Consider the following 20,017-nt stretch of genomic DNA (forward strand, 5'->3'; position numbering starts at 1 on the left):
CATGTTCGAGAGGGTGAGCGCCGGAAGGCGCGCAATCGCGGCAGGCGCGATCTTGTCCGCGCTCGCGGCGTGCGGGAGCGAGGTCGAGACCGAGGCGACGGGCGCGGGGGGCGGGGGCAGCGCCTCCAGCGGAGGCACGAGCGTCTCGTCGTCATCGACCGGCGGCAGCGGCGGCAGCGGCGGCCTCCCCGCGCCCACGTGCGCGCCGGGCGAGGCCGCGATTGTCGCGGCCGTCGGATGGCAGAGCGGCCAGGTCATCGTCCATCACGAGGGCAAGTGGACCACGCCCTCCTATCCGATGCAGGGCGCGGATCGGATGACGACGTACGTGGATGTCTATGGTCACCTCGGCGTGTTCTGGACCGAGACGAGCACGGACTCCGCGCTGAGCCATTTCATGGTGACCGGCGATGGCACGAAATTCGACCTCTACGATGTCGAAGGCTGGTTCCCGCTGGTGCCGAGCCCGGTCCTCACCGTGGGCGTCTCCCTGCTCATGGGCAATGCCGGCGAAGGATCCTCCCTCGCCCATTTCGATCCGGACGCGTACGACTGGTATCCCTATCCCAAGCTGGCGCCGTTCGAACTGACCTCGGCTGTCCGGACGATCTCGGAGGGCAGCGTCCTCGGCGTGGGCCTCAGCAACCTGAACGAGCTCTGCGACGCGCAGGTCTTCTGGTCGGACGGCGGAGGCTGGACGGAGCCGCATTGCCGCGCCGACGTGAAGGTCTTCATGGGCAACGAGATCCCCGTCGCGCCTCCGCAGGCCGTCGTGCTCCCGAATGACGACGTGGTCGTCGTGTACCACGAGAGCTACGCGAGGATCGCGGCGACGCGATTCCACGACGGTGTCTGGTCGGCCCCGGAGAGCATCTCTCTGGAGATTCAGAGCCTCGAGCCTGCGATCACCGCGACCCCCGGAGGGGACGTGATCGTGGCCCTTCCCTCGACATCGGGCGCGCTCTCCGCGCTGCGCTACGTGCCCGGCGTGGGCTGGGGTGAGCTTGTCACGATCGACCCGACGGCCAGCTCCACGGTATCGATCGGCGCAGCTCCCGGCATCTGCGGCGACGACGCGCTCATCGCCTACGCCGGCGGTGGGATCGACGGCGAGGTGCGCGTCGCGCGTCTACGCGGCGAAACGGCCGAGGTGAGCACGATCGGCTCGTTCACGGAGCAAGCCCCGAAGAACATCCGCATGACGACGCGGCCGGGTTTCTCGCCCTGAATCCGGTCCCGCCTGCCCGGGATACGGGCGCGCTCCTCCATTGACGCCGCCGAGAAGGTCGCGTACGTGCGGCGTCGTACCTCTCCGAGCGAGGATCGCGCCCATGTCACTTCGAGACCGGTTCTTCTCTCCGTCGGACGTCGTGGCGGACCTTCAATGGGTCCAGACGAACCTCCTCGATCCCGCGGCGCCCGAAGACATTCGCTCGCATGGCCGCGTGACCAGCGGCGACCTGCTGCGGCGCTGGTCGGCGAGCGGGCGGCGGCCGGTCCGCGACGGCATTTTTTGCCAGCGGATCTTCGGGCCCGTGAGCACGTTCCGCTGCGCGTGTGGTGCGCTGTCCGGGGAGGCGCACGCGGGCGAGACGTGCGAACGCTGCGGCGTCCTCTGCTCCACGCCGGCGCTGCGCGAGCGTCGTTATGGCCACGTGCAGGTCGTGGGCGTCCTGCACCCCGCGCTCGCGCCCCTCGTGGCCGACGCGCTGCGTTTGTCGGCCGATCAGGTTCGAGCCATCGCGCGTTGTGAAGCGTGGCTCGACGGCGACACCGTTCGCCCGGCCGACGAGATGGATACCCACGAGAATGCCGGCGCGACGGGCCCCTCCGCGCTTTCGGCGGCGCTGGTACGCAGAGGGGCCGATCCGGCGCTCGTGGGCATCCTGATCACGCGCGCCGTCCCGCTGCCGCCGCCGGGCATGCGTCCCTTCTATGCCGATCTCGGCCCGGCCATGGTCGACCCGTGGATCGGCCCGCTCAACGAGGCCTGGCTTGCCCTCGTGCTCGCGGCGCAGAACCAGCAAAAGCTCGTCGAGCTTGCGCCGCCGCCGGTGATCCTGATGTCCCAGCAGCGCGTGGTGCAGGAGCTCTTCGAGGCCGTCGTCCACGCGACCGTGTCCCCGCCCGCGGCGACGCGCGCGTGGCCCGAGCCGAAGCCCATGGCGTCGCCCGTGCGCCTCGTGGGTGCGCCGGGCCATTTGCCGGAGGACATCGGGACCGACGTAGTGGGCCTCTTCTTCGTCGACGACGCGCGGCTCTTCGTGCAGCGGCCCCACGGCTCGTGGCTCGTCACCACCGGCGGCGACGTGCTCGCGCACGTACCCACGTGCGGCCGTCTTGCCAGGAGCGTGCATGGCGCGCGCTTGCGCATGCCGGAGTGGATTCGAGACGCGTGGGATTGGTTCGACAGAGACGAATACTGGGACGCGGTTTCGGGCCGCGCGAGCGTGGCCGTGCTCGACCTCGATACGAAGGCGTACCTCGACACCTATCCCGCGGACATGCCGCTGCGCTTGCTCGAGCACGACCAGCCGGAGGAGCTCGTGGTCGGCAGCGTCGCAGGTGACGCGTCGAATGGCAGCGACGACGGCGCGTCGCAGGCGCCGCGCGCCAGGCCCGCGCCCCTTCGCTGGGGCGAAGATCGGCCCGCGGTCCTGGGCAGCACGCGCGACGGCCATTTCGCCTGGGTCGGCGAGCGGGACAGCACGGCCGTCCTCGACCTCGACACGGGAATCCCGCAGCTCGACCCCGTGACGCAAACCGAAATCTCTGCGGAGGACCCCGCGGTGCGCGTGTCCTCGGAGGCCCCGTTCGAGGAAGCTTATGCCGGCGAGATGGCGACGGCGATGGGGTTGACCCCGCAGAATCGATTTCGAATCCTCCACGGCACCGGCGTGGTCAGTGACGGCGAGAAGCTCTTGTTCCGGATCGACGCGCGGATCCTCGCGGCCGCGTTCAGCCCTGCCGCCGATCGAATCGCCATTGCCACGGACGAGGAGATCGTCCTCATCTCCGTCAGCGACACACCTGCCATCCTCGGCCGATTTGCCGCACCCGATGCGCCGCATCCGTCGTCGGCGTGACGCGCGCCGAGCGGAAGGCACAGATCCTCCGCGCGCCATGTCCGTCTCATCGAGCCCGATGCGTCCTGCTCTGCTCCTCCTCGTCCTCGCCTTCGCGCCCGGGTGCACCCGCCCTCTCGACGAGCCCATCACCCCTGCGAACGAAAGCAAAGAAGCACAAACCCCCGCGGCGCCGGCAGGCGCCTCCACGGCGACCGAGCTCGATCCGCGGTTCGTCCCGCTCATCGCCGCCGCGTTCCGCGACTACAAGACCTGGGCGCGTGTCGACGACGAGCTGCGCTGGGCGCCCTGGCTTTGCCGCATGCCCCAGCCGGGCCGTGCGCGCATGAGCGCTGCGGAGGACGGCGGCCACGCGCGCAAGCTTTATTCGGTGTTTGCCAAGGAGCAGCATCCCTACCCGATCATCCCTACCGCCGCGCCCGTGCCCCAGCCGTTGGGGCAGACCCTCGTCAAGGAGAGTTATCTCCCCGAGCTCATGGACAAGCCGATTCCTCAGGACGAACTCAACGCCCTCCAGGAAAAGCCCGTGACGGCCGACCATTTCAATCCGTATGTACGGGTCGGCGATCGGGTCTACCGCGCCTCGCGCCTCGCCGGGGCGTACGTCGTGCTCAAGGTCGCGCCCGAAACGCCGGGCACGGACGCGGGTTGGGTCTATGGAACGGTCACGCCCGAGGGGGAGGTGACGTCCGCAGGGCGCGTCGCGTCGTGCATGGGCTGCCACGTGAGCGCGCGTCACGAACGTGTGTTCGGGCTGGAATCCGCGAACCACGGCGACAATTGAACATCCGCTGAAATCGCTGCTCCCGCGCCTTCCAATGCCGCTCCTTCGTGCTTGACAGGGGATGGCACCCGGCATAGCGGGTCTCCATGAAATACGGGCTCCTGGTCGTGACGAACGTGCTGGTCTTGTTCGGGACCGGCTGTCTCGGGGCGCTTGCGGGCGGCGGCGGCCGCTCCCCGGATCCGGATATGGCGAATGCCCGGCTCGCCGAGTTCGACGCGGCCCTGGGCGTCAGCGCGCCGGTGGACCTCGCGACCGAGGCCGACGTGAAGGCGCGCGCTGCTGCGCGGGAGAAACTCTGGCTCTGCGGCGGCGACGTGGCTCCGGACGATACTTTCTCGAAGCACTCCTGGAAGACCTTCGCCCGCGACTATCCCGAGGCGAAGCTCACCACCTCGAAAGGCGAGCTGACGGCGGCCGAGATGCGGGCTCAGTGCGAGAAGGCGTTCACGGAATTCGAATCGGCGTCCGTCACCGCGTGTGGCATTCGACAGGTATGGGTCGAGAGCATGGCCACCCCGGGGGGCTTTACCGATCCGAAGATTTCGCCGCCCAAGAAGCGCGGGTGGCATTTCACGCCGTGCGGCGAGACGCCTGCCGCGGCCAAGGGCCCCAAGGAAGTCGAGGCGGTTCGTCCGGAGATCATGAGCGCTTGTGGCGAGGGCACCAGCGTCCTCCTGATGCCCGCGCAGTGGGGTACGTCCTCCGAGGCGAACAAACGCGTCGTCGTGGTGGAGTGTCGACGCGAGCGTGGTGCATTCAGCGACTGGCGTGGCGGCGATCCGTCGCTGAAGTAGGCCGGAACGTAGGTCCGAGGGGGTCGCTTCGCGTCGACCCCTGCCGGTCATCGTCCACCGAGGGGGTCACCTCGCGCCGACACCCGCCGGTCATCGTGGACCGAGGGGGTCGCCTCGTGTCGACCCCCGCCGGTCATCGTCCACCGAGGGGGTCGCTTCGCGTCGACCCCCGCCGGCCATCGTGGACCAAGGGGGTAGCTTCGCGTCGACCTCCACCGGTCATCGTGGACCGAGGAGGTTGCCTCGCGTCGACCCCTGCCGGTCATCGTCCACCGAGGGGGTAGCCTCGCGTCGACCCCCGCGGTCATCGTCGTGGGCGTTGGGAGGACGATGGGGAGTCCGCGTGTCCAGCCCCGGCTCGTCCTTCTGTGCATCCAGGATCGATGCTACGATTGCATCGAGAATGGGAAAACCGGCGGAGACCTCTCACGCGTGCGAATTTCAGACGCCCACGACCGGCGCCTCCGTGCAGCTCTTTCGCTCGAACGCGCGATCGTTCGCGGCCGAGAGCACCGACAACGCGCGGATCCTGGTGGGGGTGCTGCGCCGTGGCATGGTCCGCACCGAGGCGGCCGGCGGGCTCCTGGTCAGCGACGCGCGTGAAGCGCCTTGCGTGTGGATCATGCCCGCGCATACCACGTATGCCGTCACCGCCATCCCCGGCCACGCGCCCGAGGGAAAGGGCACGCTCTCCGAGCCGCGCGGCGTCGCGCTCGCCCGCGAATACCTGCACGCCCATCCCGGCGAGCAGGTCCCCCTCGACCAGCTCGCGGCGGTCGCGGGCCTCAGCAAATACCACCTCGTCCGCGCGTTTCGCGCGGCGGTGGGAATGCCGCCGCACGCCTACCAGCTCCGGCTGCGCCTCACCCGGTCGCTTTTTTTGCTGCGGCAGGGGCAGCCGCCCTCCGCGATCGCCTACGAGCTCGGCTTCGCGGATCAGAGCCATTACACCCGCGCGTTCCGCGCCGAGTTCGGGACGACGCCGGGCGCGTGGCTCCGGGACCTCGCCCCGCCACGCGCCCGCGCGCGCCTCGGTGATACGCCCGATCCCGCGCCTACGGGAGCGCGAGCTTGGCGAGCGACGGCTTGGCCTTCGACGGATCCGAGGCCAGCGCCGCGAACGCCGCATTCGTGATGTAGAGCGTCTCGTCGTCGACGACGAGCGAGGCCGGCGATTGCAGCGGCTCGCCGCTCGCGATGCTCTTCACCGACTTGTCCATGCCGATGCGGAGAATCGTCTCCTTGTAATTGATCGCCACGATCAGGTCGCCCGTGCTCGGGTCCACCGCGATCCCGTCCGCGCCCGAGAGCGTGGCGCAATCCGTGGCCAGGAAGACCTCGGGGGTGCCCGCGCTGCCATCCGCGTTCACGGGGATCTTCACGATCGAGGCGCGATCGGTATTCGTCGCGTAATACGCGTCCCCGGCGCGCACGAAGCCATTGATGCCGAGGTGGAAGTTCGTCTGCACGCCGCAGACCGTCGGGTCGGGCGTGAGTAGCATGCCCTCGACCCACTTCGAGACCGTGCCGCCGTCCTTTGATACCTTGAAGATGGCGCCGGACATCGAGTCGCTGACGAAGAGGTCGCCGGCCGCGTCGAAGCGCAGGTCGTTGTTGAAGACCATGCCCGGATCCGAGGCGAAGAGCGTCGCATCGCCGCCCGCGGGCGCGACGCGGTAAATGCCCGTCTGCGGCCCGCCCGCCGCGGTGATGTTGAGGGCGCCGTAGACCGCGCCGTCCGGACCGAGGGTCAGGCCGACGAGCGCGCCGCCATTTTGCGGGAAGGCGGGCATGGCGCCGAAAGGTGAAATCGCGCCCGTCGCGAGGTCGACCTTCAGGATCTGCCCGGTGAGCACCGCGCCGACGTACGCGACGCCGTCCTTGATGTCGAGCCCCTCGACGTATTCGCCTTTCATGGGATCAAACGCGGCGAGCACCTCGGGGGCGCTGCTGCTCCCGCCGCCACCGCCGTCGCCTCCTTGGCCGCCCGTGCCGCCATTGCCGCCGGCGCCGCCGCTCCCGCCGGAGCCCGACGAAGAGCTTTGGGTCGAGGCGGGCGCGGGATCATCGCTGCATCCGGCGACGAGCGCCGAGGTCGAGACCAGAAACGAGACGATCGCAATCGAGAGGGAACGGCTGTGCATGGTCGTAAGCTCCTCGTCGACGCGGGGGAGAGGTGCGCGCCGACGAGGGGCAAGATGCATCCAGCGAGGCGCGGCGTATGGACGCGCCTTGCGCCCCCGCGAAAAAGCGTGAAATCGCGGCGTTCGAGGGCGCGAAGGTGGCTCGGGCGGGCGCGGCGCGGGCCGGCGGAGGGGCCGTTTGGAAGAATCTTGCGGAGGCCCTCAGCGAACGAAGCGGATCCGGATCGGCCCCAGCGACGCCTGGATCGGTTGCCCATCCCGATCCAGCGCGGGCCTGTAGTGGTGCTGCGCCGCGCAGAACCTCGCCTGGGCGCCGAAGCCGTACCCCGGATCGGACACCACCTCGACATTCTGCGCGCGACCGTCCGCGCGCACGAGGATCCGTAGCACCACCACCACGTTCCTGATGCCGGCTGCTTCGGCTTCCGACGGGAAATCGCAGTCCCACGCGCGGTCGCCGTGGAGCGACGCCGGCCGGGATCGATCGGGCGACGGCGGCGGGAGCGGGCGCGGGAGCGACGGCGCGCCGCCCCCCCGCTGCGTCCGGCGCGCCGGTCGAAGCCCCGCGCCAAGCATCGACACCAAGCCGGTGCCTTCGCCAATGCCGGTCACGAAGGTGACGGCCGAAAGATCCGGCAGTCCCTGCTGCACCAGCACCGGCGGCGCTGCCATCGGGAGGGGCTCCGGTTCCTCGGGGGCCTCCTTCGGCGGGTTATCGGCGGAATCCTTTTGCGGAGGCCGCGGCGCCTGCATTGCAATGGGCGTGGGCGGCGGCTCCTCCGGCGGCTCGGGCGCGGGTTTCTCGGGCGGCGGTGGCGGCGGCTCGACCGGGACCTCGAACGGATCGAGCTCTGCCTGGATCGCCTCGCGCAGTTCGCGCACCCTGGCGTGGCTCCCGTCGTGCAGGTATCCCGCGCCAAACAACGCCCCATGCGCGGCGGTCGCCACGAGCAGCCAGCCCACGCGCAGGGAGCCCTCATCCACGGGAGCGCACCTGCAAGCAAGCCCCGGGCCAGCTCGGCGCGCCCGACAAACACCCGTAGCGCCGAGGAGGTGCCAGCGACACGTTGCGCAATTCGCGCAAATCCGCTGCGCGATCTGCGCAGGGGGGCGCGGATGCACACCGCGGAGGCGCCGTACGCATGGGTCGCCTCGTCGTTCCCCCGTCGTCTCGCATGGGCCAACCCCGGCGCTTGCGCATGGCGAAGCTAATAGCCGAGGTGCATCAGCGTCCAGCCGCCGGGGACGCGATAGAGGATGGCCGCCGCGTCGCCGCCGTCGAGCAGCAGCCCGTCGCCGACGGCGCCCGGCGCAGGTGATTCGACGATCCTCTTGCCGATCTGCCCGACGAAGAAGGGGGCGCCGTTGCGGAGCTTGCGGGGTCGCAGCTCCCAGCGCCGGATCCAGCCGAGGTCGGCGTCGATTTCCTCCTTGGGCCCCGCCGCTTCCGGCGCGGCGCCGACGTCGGCCACCTCCGTCTTTGTCCAGGAGATGCCTCGGCGCCCTCCGCCGAGCAGGTCTGTGGGGCTCGTAGCCATGAGAAGGGCGATGCCGAGGGCGCCCGCGCGGCTGCGCACGAGCACCGCGTCGTCGAGGCGGCCGTCGCCGTCGAGATCGCCTTGCACGCTACACGGGCTTGACCGCGCGACATCACAGGCAACGTGATGATCCGGCAGCGCGGAGCGTAGCCGGGTCACGAGCTCCCTCGGGGGCTCCCGTCGTGGCGGCGCGTCTCGTTCCTCCGCGTCCGGGCCCTTTTCGTCGACGATTTCCTTGGCGGGCACATCGCCGGCCACCTGGAGCACTGCGGGCTTCGAAGCACCCACCGACGGTTTGGGCTCTGGCGTCGGCGTGCAGGCGCAGAGCGCGGGCGCGGCGAGGGCGAACGACGTCACGAGGAAGGCTACGATTCGCTGCATGGGGATGGTATCGGAGCGGGGCGGCTGCGTGTGACAGGCACTCCGCTGAAGCCGCGCTCCACGGCCGGAGAGTAGCACGCCCCGACGTTGGTTTCCGGTGCCTCCGGACGAGCGCCCGTGGTAGGGACGCGCGTCGCGCAGGTTCTCCATTCCCCAATGCTGCTTTCCTTGCATGAACCCATGAAAAACGCTGGTGCCATCGGGGCCTTGCTGGCTGCAATGACGTTCTTTTCGGGCTGCGGCGGAGCGTCCGGGACAGCGCCCCTCGGGCCGCCGCGCGCCTCCACGGCGAGCGGCGGAGGCACGCCCCCGATCGCGCGTGCATGCCCCGCGGTGGAGTCGATTCCCGAGCCAGGTGGCTCGACGGCGGCCTCCCTCCCGGCGGCCCTCCCCGCGCCCACATTCACGGGGACGGCTGGAAAAGGCCTCTATCTGCTCAAGCCGGCGCGTGTCTTCGACGGCGACACCGCGCGCCCGCACGAGGGATGGGTGGTCGTGGTGCGCGGCAATCGCATCGAAGCGGCGGGGCCCGAGGCGCAGGTGCAGGCGCCCCAAGACGCGGTGGTCGTCGATTTGCCGAACACGACGCTGTTGCCCGGCCTCATCGAGGGGCATTCGCATTTCCTGTTGCATCCGTACGACGAAGCCTCCTGGGACAAACAGGTGGCCCGGGAGCCGCTCACGCTCCGCGTCGCCCGCGCGACGAACCACGCGCGCAGCACCCTCCTCGCCGGCTTTACCACGGTCCGTGATCTCGGGACGGAAGGGGCAGGGTACGCCGACGTCGGGCTCAAGCAGGCCATCGATCAGGGAATCATCCCCGGCCCGCGGATGATCGTCACGACGAAGGCCATCGTCGCCACGGGGAGTTATGGTCCGAAGGGGTTTGATCCCGGCTTTCACGTGCCGCAGGGCGCAGAGGAAGCCGATGGGAAGGATCAGCTCATGCGCGTCGTGCGCGACCAGATCGGGCACGGCGCCGATTGGATCAAGGTCTATGCGGACTACTACTGGGGGCCCGGCGGCGAGGCGCGGCCGACGTTCTCGGTCGAGGAGCTTCAGCTCATCGTCGAGACGGCGCGTTCGAGCGGCCGGAGCGTCGCGGCGCACGCGACCTCGGCCGAAGGAATGCGGCGCGCGGCCCTCGCCGGTGTCGATACGATCGAGCACGGCGACGAGGGGACGCCGGACGTCTTCAAGCTCATGGCAAAGAATCATGTCGCGTTTTGCCCGACGCTCGCGGCAAGCGAGGCGTTCGCGCGTTATCAGGGCTGGAAGAAGGGCAGCACGCCCGAACCCGCGAGCCTCACGAAGAAACGCAAGGTCTTCAAGGCAGCGCTCGACGCAGGGGTGAGCCTCGTGAACGGGAGCGACGCCGGCGTATTCGCGCACGGCGACAATGCCCGAGAGCTCGAGCTGCTCGTGGAGTACGGCGCGACGCCGGTCGATGCATTGCGCGCGGCGACCGCCCGCGGGGCGAAGCTTTTGCACCTCGACGCGGCGATCGGCGCGGTGGCGGCCGGCAAGCTGGCCGATCTGATCGCGGTCGAAGGGGATCCCACGCGGGAGATTGGGGCGCTTCGGAAGGTCCGGTTCGTGATGAAGGGAGGGGCCATCTACAGGGCCCCGTGAAGCGCAAGGCAAGCGGATCCAGCAGCGCCTCTGCGCACCCAGCACGTCCCCTCGGCGTCACGCGGCCGTGACAGGTCACGCGGTCGTGACCGCGCGTCGTGACCACGCGCGACACCCACCACGCTCGGGCAACCCCGCGAGGAGGGCCCGGAGGGGCCACCCGTTTCGATCGTCCACGGCATCGTCCCGAGGCGCGCATAACCGCGCTCGGGTGTCCCGATGCCACCGCAGTAAATGGCCTTTTCTGACCGTGTTTCTGATTTGTTTCGCCGAAGCAACGTGATAGTGCCGATCTCGTTATGCCATAAGGAGGTCTCATGAACCCTTGCGCGAGCCGTGGCTGGCATGTCCTCCCCTCTTCAGCCCGAACGAGATCGCGTGGGAGATACGCGCTCCTGCTCATGTCGACGCTCATTCTCGCGAGCTGTGCCGAGGGGCTCACGGGCGAGCCCGACAATCCTAGCGCCGGCGCTGGCGCCGGGACCGGCTCCGGCGGCGCGGGAGGCACCGGTCAGGGAGGGGCGTCGAGCTCGTCTGTATCATCGAGCTCGTCTGCGTCATCGAGCTCGTCCGCATCATCGAGCTCGTCTGCATCATCGAGTTCGTCGTCATCGAGCTCGTCCGCGTCATCGAGCTCGTCCGCGTCATCGGGCGCGGGAGGGAGTGGTGGCGCTGGTGGTGCTGGCGGGGGCGGCGGTGCTGGTGGCGCTGGCGGCGGCCCGACCGGCATGGTGGTTCAGTACAAGGTGGAGATCAGCGCCGCCGCGAGTGCGGCCATCGGTTCCCAGTTCTGGATCGTCAACAACGGCAGCGAGCCGGTGAGCCTCGATGATCTCACGCTTCGTTATTACTTGACGAACGAAGTCGCAGCCACGCTCATGAAGACCGTCAACTGGGCCAATGTCGGCGTCGTGGGCGGCCCCAACACGGGTTTCCCCACGGGCAACATCAGCGTCGGGGTCGTGCCGATGGCCATGCCCGCGGCGTCTGCCGACACGTACCTGGAGTTCGGCTTCACGGGCGGCAACATGCTCTCTCCCGGCTACCGCCTGCAGTTCTCGTGGACCGTTCAGAACTTCATGTCCCAGAGCTTCACGCAGACCGGGGACCATTCGTTCAACGCTGCGGCCTCGATGCAGATGGATTGGGCGAACGTGGTGCTGATGTACCAAGGCCAGTCGGTGGTGTGGGGCATCGAGCCCTGACGGACGACCGAGAGCCCCTGTTCCCCAGCCACGGACGCGGCTTCCCCGGACGACGGAGGGGGAAGGGGTCTTCGTGGTCGGGGAACAGGCGTCCTCTCGGCTGGGGAAGACGCTTTTACTTGGGGACTTCCGGTCCACAATTCACGAACGAGAGGTTCGTGTCGATACGGAACGTCGACTCGGGCGTGTGTCGCTCTGCGTGGAAAAGGTCGAGCGAATAGACCTTCCCTTTCACGAGGCCGAGCTGCTCGGCGGACACGTCGAGGACGACCGCGGTCGATCCCTTCGGGTGAAGCCCGCCCAGATCGACGGCGAGCTGGCCGTTGATGAAGACCCACACATCGTCGTCTCCTTCGAACAGGAAGGTCTCGCCGCCATTGTATTGAAACCGCGTGTGCAGCTCCGTGGTGAAGCTGAAGTTGTGGATCACGCCTTCCTTGTCGACGCCCGAGTTGCCCCAGCCCGCGTTGTCGAGCGGAAAGAAGGACAAGCTCTGGAAGGTGAAGAGCCCGCCGGGCTGCGGAGCGAGCCACAACTCGAGCAGGTAGGGCTTGTTCACGTTCGCCGTGTCGCGATACCATTGCTCGAAGTTTGCCTTCGTCGTCGTCTCTGGCCCGAAGGGACACGTCGGCGGCGGAGCCGGATGACCCTCTTCGCACTGCGACGCGTAGACGGGCTTCCCGTCGGGGCCGAGGACAGGCTCCACCAGGCCCTTCGTGATATCGTTGCCGTACAAGGGGCCCTCGAAGTCGAGGTGCCCGCCCGCCTCGCTCCTGCCTTTGAAGTCACGAACGACGGCCACCAGGACATTGCCGCACGCCTCGTTCTCGCTCGGGCCTCCTCCACCATTGCCCGAACCCTCGCTCGTCGGCCCTCCAAGCTTGTAGCCCCCCACCTCCGTCGCGAGGAAGGCCGGAGGCAGTGTCTCGACGATGCCGCCGTCCTCTTCCGTGCCGCCGTCCGGGATGGCGAGTCCTCCCACGCCGACGGAGATATCGCCCCCGGCGCCGCCGCTGCCGCCGGTGCCACCGCCGCCCGCGCTGCTGCCGCCGCTGCCGCTGCCGGTCGTGTTGCTGCCGGAGGTCGCGCTGCATGCGGCGCACGAAAGGAGACACGCATAGGCGAGCGCGCGCGCCCTCGCGGCGCGGCGCCGATGCAGCACGGGCAGCATACGCTTCCTCCGATCCATGGTGAGTTCCCCCATCGAGTGGACTGTCCGACCAGCCCTAACAACACGAGATGGTCGCGATCCATCAAATTCGTAGTCAATGGGTCGGTTTTACCGACGCAGTCGCGAGGAGCGATCCATATGGAATTTTCGCGCCGATTCGTCGCGTGATCCTGACGCAATGCGGCGCAGAGACGGCCCTCGCGGGGCTGATGGTAAAAGTACGCAATGTACTGATCAATTGCCCGAGTTTGTTTATCGTTCCCCACATGCTTCGACGCCCGCTCCTCTTCGCTTCTCTGAGTGTTGCAATTCTCGGCTTGATCGCCTGCAGCGCCACACCTGCCGGGCAAGGAGGGAGTGGAGGCAGTAGCAGCGGCAGCGGGGGTGGCTCGAGTGGTGGCTCGGGTGGCGAAGGGGGGCTCATCCTCGCGGGCAGCGGCGGGAGCGGGGGAGGGGGCGGGCCGGACAAACCGCCTCCGAAGATTGACGAGACGTTGCCTCCGGGCTTTACCGCCGAGACGACCTACGGCGGCTGGAAGATCCTCGGGCCGCTCGCGGATTTCAACGAGCCGAGCCAGAACGTCTGCGCCAACGTGCTGCGCGCCATCGCGCGCGACTTCACGCAAGCGCACATCGACTTCGGCCAAGAGAAGCCGGCGTCGTGGATCGATCCCGGCCTCTACACAGGGCAGATCCTCCCGCTCCTCCCCACCGACCGCAAGCCCGACATCAACCCCGCGCGTATGCCGCTCGACGTGATCGAGTCCTTCGACGATTGGTACAGGAACGTTGGCGGCGTGAACGTGCCTTACGTGATGGATCTGTGGCTACAGCCGGACCCGGAAAAGGAGGGGTACTTCCTCTTCGACTCGAACAGCTTCTTCCCGCTCGACAAGTTCAACACGTCGCCGGGGGACGTGCAGATCGGCGGCAACGACGTCGGCCCGCACAACTTCCTGTTCACGATCGAGCTGCACACCGCGTTCGAGTACAAGGGCGGCGAGGTCTTCAACTTCCGCGGCGACGACGACGTGTTCGTGTTCATCAACGACAAGCTCGCGGTGGACATCGGAGGCATCCACGGTCCGCTCACGGGCAACGTGAACCTCGACGTGCGCGCGGCGGAGCTCGGGATCACGGTGGGCAACGTCTACAAGCTCGACCTCTTCCAGGCCGAGAGAAACCCCGGCGGCTCGAACTTCCGCATCGAGACGAGCCTCGATTTCCGGGAGTGTGGGATCCTGCCGGATGACGTCCCGAAGTAACCCGGTCGCGGGCGGCGGCGGCGGGGCGTCCCCTCGTCCCGGTAAACACTCGAATTTGACCCCGTTTTCGATTGTATTCTCGGCCGCTGCGTGGCTAGAGTCCCGCGCCATGCGCCGTTGCTCGTCGGATCGTCTCGACGTTCAGCAATGGGCGGCCCCCGCCCGCCTGGCGGCGCCCTTCGCCCGTGCCCCCCGGTCGAGCAGCGCTCGGCCGCGACGTACCCTCGTCGCGCTCCTCTCGGTCCTCGCCATTGCGCTCTGCTCGCTGATCTCCCCCGCCGTACACGCGCAAGGTTCACCCTCGCCGTCGCCCGAGGGGCGCGTGCGGGTGAGCTACTGGGAGAAATGGACCGGCATGGAGAAGGAGGCGATGGAGTCCGTCATTCAGGACTTCCATCGCTCGCAATCCAGGATCTGGGTCGACTACCAGTCGGTCTCCCAGTACCAGCACAAGACGCTGATCGCGACGGCGGGCGGCGACCCGCCGGACATCGCGGGGCTGCTCGCGGCCGACATCGCCGACTTTGCCGAGAAAAACGCGCTCGTCCCGCTCGACGAGCTCATGCGCGGTACACACATGGGCCGCGAGAGCTTCTTGCCGGTGTACTGGGACATGGGCGTTTATCGGGACCACGTATGGGCCGTCGTGTCCGTGCCAAACGTGGTGAGCCTGTACTGGAACAAGGATCTCTTCGCGAAAGCGGGGCTCGATCCGGATCGCCCGCCGCGCACCATCGCCGAGCTCGACGCGATGGCCGAGAAGCTCACGGTCGTCGAGGGCGGCAGGATCGCGCAGCTCGGGTTCATGCCAGCCGATACGAACTGGTGGCCTTATGGCTGGGGCTTCTGGTTCGGCGCGCGGCTATGGGACGGCGGTGCGAACATCACGATCGATTCGCCGGAGAACGTCCGGGCATTTTCCTGGTTCCAGGGCTACGGAAAGCGCCACGACGCCGGTCAGCTCCAGAATTTCACGAGCTCGTTTGGCAACTTCGCCTCGGCGCAGAATCCGTTCTTGAGCGGCAAGCTCGCCATGGTGCTCCAGGGGATCTGGATGGGGAACTTCATCCAGAAGTTCAGCCCCGAGATGCGCTGGGGCGCCGCGGCGTTCCCCTCCGAAAAGGAGGGAGGGCCGCCGGTCGCCATCGCCGACGCCGACATGCTGGTGATCCCGAGCGGCGCCAAACACCCGAGCGAGGCCTTCGCGTTCCTCGAATACCTCACGCAGCAAGGTCCCATGGAAAAGCTCTGCCTGGGACAGCGGAAGCTCTCGCCGCTCCGCAGCGTGAGCCCGGAGTTTTACCGCGCGCACAAGAACCCCTTCATCAAGAGCCTCCAGGATCTCGCCGCGAGCCCAGGGGCGACGCCGCAGCCGCGGATCAGCGTCTGGAACGAGTACACCCTCGAGATTCGGAATGCGTCGCAGCGGTTGTGGCTCGGGGAGGCGACGGCCGACCAGGCGCTCGGCGACGTCAAGACGGTCGTCCAGAAATCGTGGGACCGCCATCGACATCGGCAGGACGCCGCGCCGTCGCGCTGGCTCTCCGTTCTCCCGTTCGGCCTGATCGGGCTCCTTGGCGTGGGGCTCGTCGGGGCCGCTCGGCGCGAGCAGAGGCGGCTCGCCCAAACGAGCGGCGTCGAGAAGCCGGTGCGCTCGAATGCCTCATTGCGAAAGGGGCTCGCGTTCTTCTCCCCCTGGGGCATCGGGCTCCTCGTGTTTCTCGCCTATCCGGTGGCGTCCTCGATCGTCTATAGCTTCTGTGATTATTCCGTCCTGTCGCCGCCGCGGTGGATCGGGCTTCAGAACTTCATTGATTTGTTCCAGGACGAGGTATTCTGGATCGCGCTGAAGAACACGCTGATCTACGTGGTCATCGCGCTCCCGCTCGGGCTCACCGTGGCGCTCTTCTTCGCGCTCCTGCTCGACGCCAAGCTGCGCGGATCGAGCATCTACCGCACGCTCATCTTTTTGCCCACGCTCGTCCCGGTGGTCGCGGGGGCGACCATCTGGATCTGGATGCTGAACGGCGAGTTTGGCGTCATCAACCATTTCTTGCACGAGGCGAGCTTCGGGCTCTTCCCGAAGACCTCCTGGCTCGCCGAGCGGCGCTTCGCGTTGCCGTCGTTGATCCTGGTGAGCACGTGGACCGTCGGACAAACCGTCTTGACGTTGCTCGCCGCGATGCGGGACGTGCCGAGATCGATCTACGAAGCCGCCGACATCGACGGCGCGAGCTTCTGGCAGAAGATCCGGCACGTCACGATCCCCATGATCTCGCCGGTCATTTACTTCAACGCGATCATGGGCATCATCGGCGCCCTCCAGGTGTTCGCGACGCCCTACATCATGACGGCGGGCGGCCCCGCGCGGGCGACGCTGTTTTATACGCAGCGCATGCACGAGAACGCATTTTATTTCCTGCGCATGGGCTACGCCTGCGCCATGGCGTGGATCCTGTTTCTGGTCGTGCTCGGACTGACCGCGCTGGCGCACCGGCTCGGGCATACCCGCGTCCACTACGGAGGGGCGTGAACCATGGCCGCCGCAGATTCCCCCTTCAGCAGCACGTTTCGCCAGCGACCGTGGTCGAGGGCCGTCGTTCATGTCCTGCTCATCGTCGGCTCGCTGGTGTTCGTTTTCCCCGTCTTGTGGATGCTGTCCACCTCGCTCAAGCCCATCGAGCAAACGCTGACCCCCGACCCCGTGTGGCTCCCGCGCCCGATCGAGTGGCGGAACTACGCCGCGACCATCGAGTACATCCCGTTCCTCCGCTACGCTTTCAACACGGTGTTCGTCTGCACGCTCGCGACAATCGGGACGACGTTGTCGAGCGCGCTCGTGGCCTTCAGCTTCACGCGCCTCGAATGGCCGGGGCGAAACCTGCTGTTTGGCCTGACCTTGGCGACGATGATGGTGCCCTTCCCTGTCGTCATGGTGCCGCTCTATAGCGTCTACCGAACGCTCGGCTGGATTGGCACGCTGAAGCCGCTCTGGGTGCCCACCTTTTTCGGCAGCGCCTTCAGCATCTTTCTCCTGCGGCAGTTCTTCATGCGAATCCCGAAGAGCCTGCCGGAGGCCATGACCCTCGACGGCGCTTCGGAGTTTCGCATCTTCTGGCAAATGTACCTGCCGCTCTCCAAGGCGCCGCTCGTGGTCGTCGCGTTTTTTCAGCTCATGTACTCGTGGAATGACCTCCTGGGCCCCCTCCTGTTCCTCACCGACCAGAGCACATACACGCTGACGTTGGGACTTCAGGCGTACCAGAGCCAGGAAGGCGGAACCCAGTGGCACTTCTTGATGGCCGCCTCGGTCATGACCACGCTGCCGATCGTCGTCCTCTTCTTCATCGTTCAGCGGGCCCTTTTTCAAGGCATGAGCTCGACGCAGAGCTTCGAAGGTTGAGCGGGACGACGACGTGATTACGCGGAGCGTCACCGAGGCCCTGTCATGACGTCGACGACGAGCACCTTGCCCCGCAGGAGGACCGCCGTGATAGTCTGCGCGTCGGACCATGCCATCGCGAAAAGTCGAAGCCATCGCTCGACTGCTCAAAGAGCAGATCTTGGCAGGGCGCTACGCGCCTGGCTCGCGGCTGCCGACGTACGACGCGTTGATGGAGCAGTTTGGCGTCACGCGACCGACCGTCGTGCGCGTGCTCGACACGCTCCGGGAGGAAGGTCTCCTCACGGTCAAGGGCCAGCGCAAGGTCTTCGTGACGCAGCGATTCCCGCATCACGACCGTTATGTGTGGGTCACGAGCGAACAGCCGGGCTCGAACGAGTGGTCGCTGTTTTTATCCATCACCCACGAGGTCATCGAGCGGGGCGAGACCGGGATTGCCGGCCAGGTGAGCGCGCTCGTGGGCGTGGACGGCCGCGCCAACAACCCCGAGTACCGGCAGCTCTGCGACGTGGAGGCGCGTGGATCGGCGGCGGGGCTATTGCTCGTCAACTCCGCGATGCTCTATCTGCTCCCCGTGCTGCAGAAGCCCGGGCTGCCGCGCGTCGCGATCGGAGCGCCGTTGCCTCACGCGAGCCTGGTCACGCTCGACTTTGCGGGGCTGATCGAGCGGGCCTCGGCGCGCTTGCTCGAAAAAGGGCTGCGCATTGCCGTGATGTCGCCGCACGCGCCGAAGCTCGCCGCGGCCCAGGAGTGCCTCGAAGGGTTTGGCCTGAAGCCCGACCGGTTGCTCACGGTGCACGCCGCGCCGATTGGGTGCGAGCGGTTGACCGAGCTGATGTTCGAACGCAGGAACCGCCCGGACGCGATCTTCGTCATGGACGACAACCTGATCCCGCCGCTGCTCGCGGGGCTCCAGCGCGCGAAGTTGAAGGCGGGCGAAGACGTCTACGTGCTCGCCCATTGCAACTGGCCGCGGCCGCTCGGTTTGTCGGAGGGCGTGGAGCACATCGGCTTCGATGTGAGGGAGGTTCTTTGCGCGGGCAAAGACCTCATCGACGCGCACCGCGAGGGAGCGCCGTGTCCCTCGCGCCTCATTCCAGCTCGTTTTCTTGGAGAGTTGACGCGCCCTCTTCCCACGGCGACAGCCGCGAGCGTGGAAGAGGAAACAGTCCATCCCTGACCCGCGTCACTTGCAGGCAACAAGTCGAAGTGCCCTGGCGCGGCGCCGTGGGCTTCGCTCGCGTGCCGCGAGGGACGCGACGAACAGGGGGAGCGAGGCGAACATGGCCAGCGTGACGCTGAAGGACGTCGTGAAGGTCTACGAGGGCGGCGTCAAGGTCGTCGATGGCTTCAACCTCGAGATTGCCGATCGAGAGTTTGTCGTGCTGGTGGGGCCCTCCGGCTGCGGAAAGTCGACCACGCTCCGGATGATTGCCGGGCTCGAAGAGCTCAGCTCCGGCACCATCAAAATTGGCGACCGTGTCGTGAACGACGTGCCCCCAAAGGATCGCGACATCGCGATGGTGTTCCAGAGCTACGCGCTCTACCCGCACATGACGGTCTACGAGAACATGGTCTTCGCGCTCAAGCTGCGCGGGCTCGACGCGGCCGTGATTCGCGAGAAGGCCCTGCGCGCGGCCAAGATTCTCGGGATCGAAGGCTTGCTCGATCGCAAGCCGAAGGCGCTCTCCGGCGGACAACGGCAGCGGGTCGCGGTGGGACGCGCCATCGTGCGCGAGCCGAAGTGTTTTCTCTTCGACGAGCCGCTCTCCAACCTGGACGCGAAGCTCCGCGTGCAGATGCGCGCGGAGATCAAGCAGCTCCACATGAGCCTCCATGCAACCACCGTCTATGTAACCCACGATCAGGAAGAAGCGATGACGCTCGGAGATCGCGTGGTCGTGATGAAGGACGGGGTGATTCAGCAGTGTGACGGCGCTCTGGAGATCTACCACAACCCGGCCAATCGTTTCGTCGCTGGGTTTCTCGGGAGCCCGCCCATGAACTTTTTCGAAGGGCAGCTCGTGCGGGAGGGGGATCGCTTGCTCTTCGACGAGGGGACGGCGAAGGTTCCGGTGCCGGCGTGGGCGAGCGCCGAACTCGCGCCGCGCGCCGGGGCGGCCGTCGTGATGGGCGTGCGGCCCGAGGCGATGTCGGACCAGGCGAGCGCGCGGTTTGCGACTGCGGAGAATGCGATCCCAATGCGCGTCACGCTGATTCAACCCCTGGGGGACAAGATGGACGTGGTCCTCGCGACCGCGCGTCACCCGCACGCCGTCGCGCACGTCGACGCGCACGCGGGGATTCGTGTCGGCGAGACCTTGCCGCTCTTCATCGACACCGAGCGCGTGCATTTTTTTGCGCCCGGCGCGGTCGGGGAGCGAATCGCGACGCGGCGTCGATAGAGACGAAACGATAACGAACCATTCATTGTGTGGCGATGGAACGCGCATTCGCGCGTTGACGCGTCGCGCGCGTCCGCTCGCTCGGATGGCGTGATGCGGCAGAGCGCGCTTGGTAAACAGCTATAGTTAATCATGAATCCGCCTTGACTCATTTCGGGGCGGGCAATAAAACACGAAGACTTCGCTCGAACCGAGGCGCGGCCTCG

The 20,017-nt window shown here is 67.4% G+C and carries 17 protein-coding genes; 12 read left to right on the forward strand and 5 right to left on the reverse strand.

The annotated features are described in order from the left end of the window. Position 1: 1 nt before the first annotated feature. The 5 genes from POL67_RS04700 (at position 2) to POL67_RS04720 (ending at position 5,802) form a co-directional block, all read left to right on the forward strand. Entirely contained in the window at positions 2 to 1,228 is a 1,227-nt protein-coding gene (locus POL67_RS04700) for a hypothetical protein (RefSeq protein WP_271915833.1), read from the forward strand. A gap of 103 nt (positions 1,229 to 1,331) precedes the next feature. Next, a complete protein-coding gene (locus POL67_RS04705; protein ID WP_271915834.1) occupies positions 1,332 to 3,086 on the forward strand; it encodes a hypothetical protein in 1,755 nt (584 codons plus the stop codon). 37 nt (positions 3,087 to 3,123) lie between these two features. After that, entirely contained in the window at positions 3,124 to 3,870 is a 747-nt protein-coding gene (locus POL67_RS04710; protein ID WP_271915835.1) for a hypothetical protein, read from the forward strand. Positions 3,871 to 3,956: 86 nt separating this feature from the next. Continuing rightward, the gene (locus tag POL67_RS04715) at positions 3,957 to 4,667 is read left to right on the forward strand and encodes a hypothetical protein (protein WP_271915836.1); all 711 of its coding nucleotides are present in this window, start codon (positions 3,957 to 3,959) and stop codon (positions 4,665 to 4,667) included. 403 nt (positions 4,668 to 5,070) lie between these two features. Continuing rightward, entirely contained in the window at positions 5,071 to 5,802 is a 732-nt protein-coding gene (locus POL67_RS04720) for a helix-turn-helix transcriptional regulator (protein WP_271915837.1), read from the forward strand. Here the strand turns inward: POL67_RS04720 and POL67_RS04725 are convergent. The 3 genes from POL67_RS04725 to POL67_RS04735 form a co-directional block, all read right to left on the reverse strand. Then, complete coding sequence (locus POL67_RS04725; RefSeq protein ID WP_271915838.1) at positions 5,723 to 6,811, reverse strand: SMP-30/gluconolactonase/LRE family protein; 1,089 nt, start codon at positions 6,809 to 6,811, stop codon at positions 5,723 to 5,725. The two genes, POL67_RS04720 and POL67_RS04725, sit on opposite strands and share 80 nt — an antisense overlap. Positions 6,812 to 7,012: 201 nt before the next feature. Further along, the gene (locus tag POL67_RS53465; protein ID WP_271915839.1) at positions 7,013 to 7,795 is read right to left on the reverse strand and encodes an energy transducer TonB; all 783 of its coding nucleotides are present in this window, start codon (positions 7,793 to 7,795) and stop codon (positions 7,013 to 7,015) included. 224 nt (positions 7,796 to 8,019) lie between these two features. Next, on the reverse strand, positions 8,020 to 8,730 hold the full coding sequence (locus POL67_RS04735) for a hypothetical protein (RefSeq protein ID WP_271915841.1): 711 nt from the start codon (positions 8,728 to 8,730) through the stop codon (positions 8,020 to 8,022). 180 nt (positions 8,731 to 8,910) lie between these two features. Between POL67_RS04735 and POL67_RS04740 the strand changes: the two genes are divergently transcribed. Continuing rightward, on the forward strand, positions 8,911 to 10,362 hold the full coding sequence (locus POL67_RS04740) for an amidohydrolase family protein (RefSeq protein ID WP_271915842.1): 1,452 nt from the start codon (positions 8,911 to 8,913) through the stop codon (positions 10,360 to 10,362). A gap of 511 nt (positions 10,363 to 10,873) precedes the next feature. Here POL67_RS04740 and POL67_RS04745 read toward each other — a convergent pair. Then, entirely contained in the window at positions 10,874 to 11,092 is a 219-nt protein-coding gene (locus POL67_RS04745) for a hypothetical protein (protein WP_271915843.1), read from the reverse strand. Here POL67_RS04745 and POL67_RS04750 point away from each other — a divergent pair. Further along, positions 11,091 to 11,567, forward strand: coding sequence for a cellulose binding domain-containing protein (locus POL67_RS04750; RefSeq protein WP_271915844.1), 477 nt, complete (start codon positions 11,091 to 11,093; stop codon positions 11,565 to 11,567). The genes POL67_RS04745 and POL67_RS04750 overlap by 2 nt on opposite strands. Positions 11,568 to 11,682: 115 nt before the next feature. Here the strand turns inward: POL67_RS04750 and POL67_RS04755 are convergent, their stop codons facing one another. Beyond that, positions 11,683 to 12,756 (reverse strand): fibro-slime domain-containing protein, encoded by a 1,074-nt coding sequence (locus POL67_RS04755; protein WP_271915845.1) that lies wholly within the window; start codon positions 12,754 to 12,756, stop codon positions 11,683 to 11,685. A gap of 248 nt (positions 12,757 to 13,004) precedes the next feature. Between POL67_RS04755 and POL67_RS04760 the strand changes: the two genes are divergently transcribed. The 5 genes from POL67_RS04760 (at position 13,005) to POL67_RS04780 (ending at position 19,811) form a co-directional block, all read left to right on the forward strand. Continuing rightward, positions 13,005 to 14,003, forward strand: coding sequence for a fibro-slime domain-containing protein (locus tag POL67_RS04760; RefSeq protein WP_271915846.1), 999 nt, complete (start codon positions 13,005 to 13,007; stop codon positions 14,001 to 14,003). A 109-nt stretch (positions 14,004 to 14,112) separates the two neighbouring features. Then, on the forward strand, positions 14,113 to 16,536 hold the full coding sequence (locus tag POL67_RS04765; RefSeq protein ID WP_271915847.1) for an extracellular solute-binding protein: 2,424 nt from the start codon (positions 14,113 to 14,115) through the stop codon (positions 16,534 to 16,536). A gap of 3 nt (positions 16,537 to 16,539) precedes the next feature. Beyond that, positions 16,540 to 17,406: a carbohydrate ABC transporter permease gene (locus POL67_RS04770; protein WP_271915848.1), complete on the forward strand. Its 867-nt coding sequence runs from the start codon at positions 16,540 to 16,542 to the stop codon at positions 17,404 to 17,406. Between the two features lie 109 nt (positions 17,407 to 17,515). Then, positions 17,516 to 18,586: a GntR family transcriptional regulator gene (locus POL67_RS04775; RefSeq protein ID WP_271915849.1), complete on the forward strand. Its 1,071-nt coding sequence runs from the start codon at positions 17,516 to 17,518 to the stop codon at positions 18,584 to 18,586. A 103-nt stretch (positions 18,587 to 18,689) separates the two neighbouring features. Further along, positions 18,690 to 19,811 carry an ABC transporter ATP-binding protein gene (locus POL67_RS04780; RefSeq protein ID WP_271915850.1) on the forward strand — a complete coding sequence of 374 codons (1,122 nt, stop codon included), beginning with the start codon at positions 18,690 to 18,692 and terminating at the stop codon, positions 19,809 to 19,811. Positions 19,812 to 20,017: the final 206 nt, after the last annotated feature.

Source organism: Polyangium mundeleinium (genome assembly GCF_028369105.1).
GTDB classification, from domain to species: Bacteria; Myxococcota_A; Polyangia; order Polyangiales; family Polyangiaceae; genus Polyangium; species Polyangium mundeleinium.